Annotated in this window: 7 protein-coding genes, 1 tRNA gene and 1 pseudogene; 6 read left to right on the top strand and 3 right to left on the bottom strand. The window is 64.3% G+C overall.

Annotation, left to right across the window (positions count from 1 at the left end; genetic code table 11):
- Positions 1-270 precede the first annotated feature (270 nt).
- The gene (chpT, locus tag D6B98_RS39055; RefSeq protein WP_164719161.1) at positions 271-924 is read right to left on the bottom strand and encodes a histidine phosphotransferase ChpT; all 654 of its coding nucleotides are present in this window, start codon (positions 922-924) and stop codon (positions 271-273) included.
- Positions 925-1,127: 203 nt separating this feature from the next.
- Between chpT and cysQ the strand changes: the two genes are divergently transcribed.
- Positions 1,128-1,952: a 3'(2'),5'-bisphosphate nucleotidase CysQ gene (cysQ, locus tag D6B98_RS39050; RefSeq protein ID WP_164719160.1), complete on the top strand. Its 825-nt coding sequence runs from the start codon at positions 1,128-1,130 to the stop codon at positions 1,950-1,952.
- Here cysQ and D6B98_RS39045 read toward each other — a convergent pair.
- A complete protein-coding gene (locus tag D6B98_RS39045) occupies positions 1,946-2,425 on the bottom strand; it encodes a YHS domain-containing (seleno)protein (protein WP_126262187.1) in 480 nt (159 codons plus the stop codon). The two genes, cysQ and D6B98_RS39045, sit on opposite strands and share 7 nt — an antisense overlap.
- A 139-nt stretch (positions 2,426-2,564) precedes the next feature.
- Here D6B98_RS39045 and D6B98_RS39040 point away from each other — a divergent pair, with 139 nt between their 5' ends.
- The 4 genes and pseudogenes from D6B98_RS39040 (at position 2,565) to D6B98_RS39025 (ending at position 5,628) form a co-directional block, all read left to right on the top strand.
- On the top strand, positions 2,565-3,170 hold the full coding sequence (locus tag D6B98_RS39040; protein ID WP_126262186.1) for a DUF1134 domain-containing protein: 606 nt from the start codon (positions 2,565-2,567) through the stop codon (positions 3,168-3,170).
- A 120-nt stretch (positions 3,171-3,290) separates the two neighbouring features.
- A complete protein-coding gene (locus tag D6B98_RS39035; RefSeq protein ID WP_126262185.1) occupies positions 3,291-4,583 on the top strand; it encodes a coiled-coil domain-containing protein in 1,293 nt (430 codons plus the stop codon).
- A 160-nt stretch (positions 4,584-4,743) separates the two neighbouring features.
- Positions 4,744-4,818, top strand: a tRNA-Val gene (locus tag D6B98_RS39030).
- 374 nt (positions 4,819-5,192) lie between these two features.
- Positions 5,193-5,628, top strand: a pseudogene (locus D6B98_RS39025) (TetR/AcrR family transcriptional regulator).
- Positions 5,629-5,660: 32 nt separating this feature from the next.
- Here D6B98_RS39025 and D6B98_RS39020 read toward each other — a convergent pair.
- Complete coding sequence (locus D6B98_RS39020; RefSeq protein ID WP_126262184.1) at positions 5,661-6,242, bottom strand: DUF2867 domain-containing protein; 582 nt, start codon at positions 6,240-6,242, stop codon at positions 5,661-5,663.
- 140 nt (positions 6,243-6,382) lie between these two features.
- Between D6B98_RS39020 and D6B98_RS39015 the strand changes: the two genes are divergently transcribed.
- On the top strand, positions 6,383-7,342 hold the full coding sequence (locus D6B98_RS39015; RefSeq protein WP_126262183.1) for a GlxA family transcriptional regulator: 960 nt from the start codon (positions 6,383-6,385) through the stop codon (positions 7,340-7,342).
- Positions 7,343-7,882 lie beyond the last annotated feature (540 nt).

The following is a 7,882-nucleotide window of genomic DNA, read 5'->3' as shown; positions in this document are numbered from 1 at the left end:
CTTCACCAATTGATTGTCCACGGTGTCCAGGCTCTCGCTGGTCTCCGTCAGAAACTCCCGCAACAGATCATCCATGAAAACAGGCCTTCATAAGGAAGGGCGCGCACGAGGTGTGATGCGCCATTTCGGAATGGTGCCAGCTTCACCGCAAAGCGTTTAATATTGGTTGAGTATGTGCAAAAGAACGGAATCAACAAAGAGATAAGGCGCTCCGGACAAGCCGAAGCGCCTCGTAAAGATTTGCTTAAGAGGCCGAGCGCGACGCGCTGTTTACGAAGCGGTAACGGTGATGGCTTCGCCTTCCGGCGCAAGCTTCACGGTGAGCCCGCAGGCCTGCGCCAGCAGCCGCGTATAATAAGGCTGGATCGCGTGCGCATCCGCGGCCGGCCCGCGCTCGCCGCTCAGCAGCTCGGAGATGTTCTGCGGCAGACGCGCGTTATGACCGGTCGCGGTGATGCGAAAGCTCATCGTCTCGCCCTCGCCGATCGGGTCGACCGTCAGCATGCCGCCGCGCGGGATCGTATGCTGGGCGACGACCAGCATGTTGAGCAGCAGCTTGACGCGGTTCTTCGGCAAGAGGAGCCGCGGCAGATTCCAGGTGATCGAGCACTTGCCGTCCTCGATGTGGCCTTTCGCCATGGTCTGGGCATCGCCGAGATCGATCTGCGCGCCGGAGGAGCCGGCCGCGCCGAAGGCAAGACGGCAGAACTGGAGCCGGGCGGAGGCGGTCTTGGCGCTCTTGCGGATCAGGTCGAGCGCGAACTCGCGGTCTTCGGGCTTGGGATCGTCGTCGAGCACTTCGAGCCCGTTGACGATGGCGCCGACCGGGCTGATGAGGTCGTGGCAGACCCGCGAGCACAGAAGCGCGGCGAGTTCGAGCATATCGGGAGCAGTAGCGGTCGCGGGCGACGAGGCGTCAGACATATAAAGGGGTCCTGGAGGGTTCCTGGAATTGCACGGCGCTGGACGCCGCGAATCACGCATGCTTGACGGATGCTGCGGGTTCTAACATTCGCCAGCCCGCGGCAGCTAGCTTGCGATCACGTCGAGGCGGTCATAAGCCCAATCGAATCGATCGGGGCGAATCAGTCGAGAAGGAACGAATTGCCGATGATTGAGGCATCCAGGTGAGGCGGATCATCGACGGCGCGGCCGCCTCCGGGCTGATGGAGCCCTTGACGGCGCTGGTCGTGAAGGCGGGCGAGGCGATCCTGTCCGTCAACCGCACGGCAATGCAGGTCGACGGCAAGCAGGATGGCTCGCCCGTGACCGAGGCCGACCTCGCCGCCGACCGCATCATCGCGGAGGGCCTGGCACGGCTCGCAGCCGACATCCCGACCCTCTCGGAAGAGCGGGCCCAGTCCGCCTCCCCGCCGTTTGAGGGCAGCTTCTTCCTGATCGATCCGCTCGACGGCACCAAGGAGTTCATCGCCGGTCGCGACGAGTTCACCGTCAACCTCGCCCTGATGACATCAGGCGTGCCGCTGCTGGGCATCGTCAGCGCGCCCGCGCTCGGCGTGCTCTGGCGCGGCATCGTCGGCCGCGGCGCCGAGCGCCTGAGGTTTGACGGCGCTACCATCGGCACGGCCGAGCCGATCCACACCCGCAAGCTGCCGGCGCGGGGCGAGCCCTGGATCGCAGCGGTGAGCCGCTCGCATGGCGATCCCAGGAGCGAGGCCTTCATCGATGACAGGCCCAACGCCGTGAGAAAGACCTGCGGCTCGGCCGTGAAATTCGGCCGGATCGCGGAAGGCAGCGCGGACATCTACCCCCGCTTCGGGCCGACCTGCGAATGGGACGTCGGGGCCGGTGCTGCGGTCGTGACCGCGGCCGGCGGCAGGGTGACCGACGGCAAGGGCGGCGAGCTCCGCTTCGGTGAGCGGCAGGCGAGCGGCTTCATCATCCCGGAATTCATCGCCTGGGGCGATCCGCAGGCGGTAGGTCGCTACTGACCGAGCTGTTCCAGAAGCGCCGGCCAGCGCTTGCCGACCTCATAGAGGAACCGTTCGGGATTGGCGGCGAAGGCGTCACGATTGGCGTCCCGGCTGAACAAATAGAGCCGCTGCGCCGCGATCGCGAAGAAACGGGGGTTGCCGGCGACGGTGACGCCGCGGGCGATATCGGCGGGATCGTAGCCGCCGAATTGCGGCCCATAGACTTCGGGATGGGCCAGGAAGGAGGCGCGGTTGCCCTCGTTGCGGAAGCGCCAGACCGCGCCCCACAGGTTCGCCTCGAACTCCGCCGTGCCCCGCACCGCCCGGCCATCGACGAAATAGGCGACGGGGTCGAACCCTTCGATGGCGACGCCGGTGAAGCGGTTGACGACGACCCGCTCGGTAGTGGCGGCCTCGGCCGGCAACCCCGAGCCCCATATGCCCGACAGCAGGCAGACGAGGAGCCCGATCAAGGCGATTCCGGGGCGCAAAGGGCTATCTTCCTGCCGTTGTGCCGTCATAGTTGCTGCGGATAACATCCGAGTCGAGGGGACATCCGGCGCAACCTAGAGCCATGCCTGTTGGCGTCAGGTTAAGGAAGCGACCGGATTCGGTACCAGGGGTTCTTTCATGACTTTCGCATCACGCCTTGCTGCGCTCGCGCTTGCCGCGATGGTCGGCTGGATCGTGCCGGCCTCGGCCCAGACGGCGCCGCCGCCGGACCTGCCGCCGCCGCAGCGGACCCCGACGCCCACCACCTACGGGCCGGACGAGCTCGTCACCGCCGGCCACCGCTTCTTCGGCAACGTCTCGCGCGGGCTCGCCTCGATCATCGAGAAGGCGGTCAGCCAATGGGGCCTGCCCAACGGCTACATCCTGGGTGAGGAAGGTTCCGGCGCCTTCGTCGCCGGCCTGCGCTACGGCGAAGGCACGCTCTACACCAAGAACGCCGGGGATCTGCGCGTGTACTGGCAGGGCCCCTCGCTCGGTTTCGACTGGGGCGGCGACGGCGCGCGCACCATGACGCTGGTCTACAACCTGCCCGCCACCAACGCGATCTACCAGCGCTTCGCCGGCCTCGACGGCTCGGCCTATATCATCGGCGGCTTCGGCATGACGGCGCTCACCGCCAACAACATCGTGCTGGTGCCGATCCGCTCCGGGCTCGGCCTGCGGCTGGGCGCCAATATCGGCTATCTCAAATACACCCCGCGGGCGACCTGGAACCCGTTCTAGGCTGCTCTGCTCCCATCCGGTTAGGGATCAAGGTTAACGACAGGCCGGGGCTGGCTTTCTGCCGGCGCCCCATGGCATGGTCGTTGGTAAATTTTTCCTTAGCTCCGGGAGTTCTGCCCCATGGTCGAGCCGATCATGTATCTGGCGATCGGTTTCCTGCTTTCGATGCTGTGCGGGCTCGCCATCGTGCCGCTGGTGCATAACCGCGCCGTGCGCCTGACCACGCGCCGGCTCGAGGCCGCAACGCCGCTGTCGATGGCGGAGATCCAGGCCGACAAGGACCAGCTCCGCGCCGAATTCGCCATGTCGGCGCGGCGGCTCGAGATGAGCGTCGACCAGCTCAAGAACAAGACCACGAGCCAGCTCGCCGAGCTCGGCAAGAAGAGCGACGCCATCAACCGCATGAAGATCGAGCTCGGCGAGAAGAACGCCACGATCTTCGCCCTCGAGGCGCGCGAGAAGGCGGTGAAGGAGCAGCTCCGCGCCACCGAGGAGGAATTCAACACCAAGACCCAGGCCTTGCGCGAAGCCGAGATCGCGCTGGCCGACAAGCAGGCCGAGCTCGCCAAGATCAATGCCGAGCTGTCCGATCGCTCGATGATGGCGGAGAGCCGCCAGGTCGAGCTGCTCGCCGTGCGCGCGCAGATCGAGGAATTGAAGAACCGGGTCGGCGACGCCGAGAAGGAATTTGCCGCCACCCAGGCGCGCCTCGCGCAGGAGCGCACCGAATCCGAGACCGCCTCGCGCGAGCTCAGCGAGGCGCGTGGCCGGGTCGAGAATCTCAGCCAGCGCGTCACCGAGCTCGATCGCCAGCTGCTGTTGCAGGTCAAGGAAGCCGAGATGCTGTCCGGCCGCGTCGCCGACCTCGAAGGCCGCCTCGCCACGCAGGGCAAGCTGCTCGCCGAGCGCGACTATGAGAACAACCAGCTCCGCCAGGCCAATGAGAGCAACGAGCGCACCATCAAGGAGCTGCGCGTCGAGATCGCCGCCTTGAGCGGCGGCAAGTCGTCGGCTGCAATGGAGTCGCTGCGCGCCGAGAAAGCCGCGCTGGAGGAGCAGCTGCGCACCGCACGCGACGAGCGCGCCAAGCTTCAGCGCGACATCAACGCGATCCAGCAGCAGGCGGAGAGCTCCTGGGCCACCGAGCGCATGGAGAACGCGCTGTTGCGCGAGCGCATCAACGACATCGCCGCCGAGGTGGCCAAGCTCGCGATGCAGCTCGAAGGCCCGAACTCGCCGATCGAGGCGCTGCTGGCGGCCGAGGCCGGCCAGCCGCCGAAGCCGGCGCCGCGCCCGGCCAACGACGCCGCGACCAACGGCGCGCCGAGCCTGCCCGAGGGCGGCGGAACGCTGGCCGAGCGGATCCGGGCGCTGCAGGCCCACGCCTCCCGCGCCCGCCAGCAGGGCGCCTAAGCCTCCCAAAACCGTCCCTCCGCCGCGAATTGCGTGGCCGAGGCAAGGTTTCCGTTCTCCGCGGCACCTGGAAACTTGACACCTCAAGCCCGCACTTCTAAATCGCGGGCTCCGATGCGCCGGCCGGCCGACAAGGTCCGGCCGTCTGCATGATGGTCCCGGGCGCATAGCTCAGCGGGAGAGCGTTCCCTTCACACGGGAGAGGTCCAAGGTTCGATCCCTTGTGCGCCCACCATTTAGCCCTTTCCCGCAGTAGCTTAGCGACCCTGTTCCCTTGAGGTGTGCCCCCAAAAACCTGGGGCACAACAGGGGCACACGCGCGGGACAAATCGCTCCGCCGGGGCTAACCCTCACCGGCACCAATCAAGAGAGCCCGCTCTGGTCCGCTCCGACAATATGGTTGGCCGCATCGACCATCACGACGTCAAGACTTGGCAGGCAAGACTGCCGGTTCCCGCTGAGATTCGAGACCGGCTCAGAACCGCGCACTGCAGGAAGCATGTCGGCTGCAGCAACTGTGATCGCTGGTGCTATATGCCCGAGAAGCGCGCGGGCATGGGGCGCTGGCAGGGCTCGTGCTCGCGCTCCTAAAAAGAAAGGCAACAGCACATTGATGAAGGCAGCGCGAGCTTGGGTGCAGCGGTTGCTCGGCGCTACTGGGAAGATACCGAAAGCGAGCTCGAAAGCTTACTCAGAGACGCGGCGGATCCGATCAGTGCACTACGGGAGTATCCGAAAAATCTTCCGGAGATCGCTTGAGAGCAACAATCGGCTTTGCCTTTGCAGCTTCATGTCGGCCGAATATGATGATCTTCCGGATGAGGTGACGGCAGAGGTTCAGACCTTCTCCGACGTCAACGTGGCCTGGATCAGCAAGGCGGTTGTCGCCGCCGACGTGGCGCGCCCAGATAACAGCCAGGCGCGGGCACGTGCGATCTTTGCGGCAGTCGCCGGAGCTCAGCTCATGGCGAGAAGCCGCTCTGACATATCATTGTTTGACGCGTTGATCGAAAGCTACCGGGCCACAGGGCTCCTGCCGGCATAGAAGCATGACCGTCGCTCGGTCCCTGTTAGCGTTCAATCCGATGCGTTGCTGGCGTTGGCTGGGCCCGTCGCGGGAGGCGGCTGAGCGGCACGGCCGCTATCACTCGGCCATCCGCGCTTCTGCGCTTGATCGAGCGACGATCGTACGACCAAGCGATGGAAGGGCGCGATAAGCGCGATGTAAGCCCGGCCCAGCAGACGATTGTAGAAGACGAGCGTCGTTACGATCAGTCGACGGGGCCGGCCCTCGGATGTCGGTTGCAAGAGGACCGACACACGGAAATCGAGATGCCAGTCGTCTTCTCCCAGGATGATCTCGTCCTGGTCTCGATCGAAGACACGAAAGATGCTGATGCGGTCGCCTCCGCTGGACTGCAGATCGGCTGCTCTTTTGAGGCCGAAAGGCCGCACTAGAATGTCTCGGATGCTCATCAGCATCGCGATCCACTCAGGTTGCTGTTCGAAGACATGTCGTGCGAGCGCCTCTACGTCCCCAGAGGCCGTTTCTGGCAAGTCCGCCGAAAACGCATCGGCAAAATCGCCTCGGCCATAGGACGAGCTCAGCCGCGAGACCGACGGCAAGTCGGCCGGCTCGATCTTGGGACACCTACGCATGCTCGGGCACCGACGCTGGGCTCCGAGCCCCCTCATAATGCGGGATCAGAATGGTCATGGGTGGCCTCCCCGGTTCACACGGATTATGTCGGCAGGAGCGTATGGCGCAAAGGACTTGGATCCCTTAGAATGCGCCAGCGATGCACATCGTCGGATTTTTCGTTTACCCAGGCCATCAGATCCTCGACCTTGCTGGCCCGTTCGCTGCCTTCGAGACCGTGGCCAAGGTCGCCGGGCGGCCGCTTTACAGGCTTGAGGTCCTATCGCGCGCCGGTGGACTCGTCCCGAGCAGCGGTGGCGTTCCGGTGACCACCATGGCGGCCGGTGACGCCAATGTGAACACGCTTGTCATTTCCGGCGGCGACATCGCCCCGATGCTTAAACCGGGCGAAGTGCAGGCGGTGGCGCGGCTTGCCGTGCGGACATCCAGGATCGCGAGCGTCTGCACTGGTGCATTTCTGCTGGCCGAGGCAGGACTGCTCGATGGAAAACGCGCCACCACGCATTGGCGGATGGCGCACCAGTTGCAACGGAGGTATCCAGCGGTGGAGGTCGATGCCGACAAGATCTTTATCGCCGATCGCGCTATCTGGACATCGGCAGGCGTCACGGCAGGCATCGACCTTGCTTTGGCGCTGATCGAGGCTGACCACGGCGTCGAACTAGCGCGCAAAGTAGCGCGCGAACTTGTCGTCTATCATCGACGCGCCGGCGGACAATCGCAATATTCCCCGATCTCTCAGATGGAACCGGAGTCCGATCGCATAAGGATCGCATTGGCTTTCGCACGCGATCGTCTGCAGGAGCCGTTACCTATCGAACGCCTTGCGGAAGCTGCGCGTCTCAGCCTTCGTCAATTCGGCCGCGCATTTCGGCGCGAAACGGGTGAGACGCCAACGAGGGCTGTCGAACGACTTCGGCTCGAAGCGGCCCGCGCACGATTACAGGCCGGATCTGAGCCGATCGAGGCGATCGCGCAAGCGGTCGGTTTCACCGACCCCGAGCGCATGCGGCGAGCCTTTGTAAAACATTACGGCATGCCTCCCAGGCGGTCCGCCGCCTCGATCGGCAGACCGGCAAGTGACTACTCTCGGCCCTAAATGGCTGAGCTTCGGCAACGCTGGAGATCGTCACATCTTGACCTTGCCCAGGATCGGCCCGGTGGACCACCATCCGGGTCCAACCCGCCTTTGGCAGGAAGATGCGTCCTTCGAATTTGATCTGTTACGGATCCGGATAGCGATAGGCATTGCTATGTGGGTCGACCACCTTATGCTTCCGCATATAGAGGCAGAACAACTAATCCCCTATTCGAGGATTGGCCGCCGCGATATCCTGGATACTTCGCGTACTATCGGAAGCAGCAGTTCGTACGCCTGCATTGATGGCATTCGTAAACCAGATTCGGGCACCCTAGCAGTTCATGAGTCCCGCCACCTGAATTAGCACCGGAGCGCGCCGTCAATTAAGCGAGTATCTAGCGTGATGTTTTTTGACAGAAACACGTCGGTCGATACGCCGATTCGTCCTTAGCTTCGCAAAGCGGCGATGCTCCGGATCTCGATCTGAGCTGGCCCCGGTTGTCTGAACAGAATATCCGCGTCGATAAGTGGAGCCTCTGCCGGGGTTAGGCTGCCGTG

Origin of the sequence: Bradyrhizobium sp. LVM 105, from assembly GCF_003957705.1 — a bacterium.
GTDB classification, from domain to species: Bacteria; Pseudomonadota; Alphaproteobacteria; order Rhizobiales; family Xanthobacteraceae; genus Bradyrhizobium; species Bradyrhizobium frederickii.
Note: the sequence above shows the minus strand (reverse complement) of the source record. Positions and strands in the feature narration are given on the sequence as shown.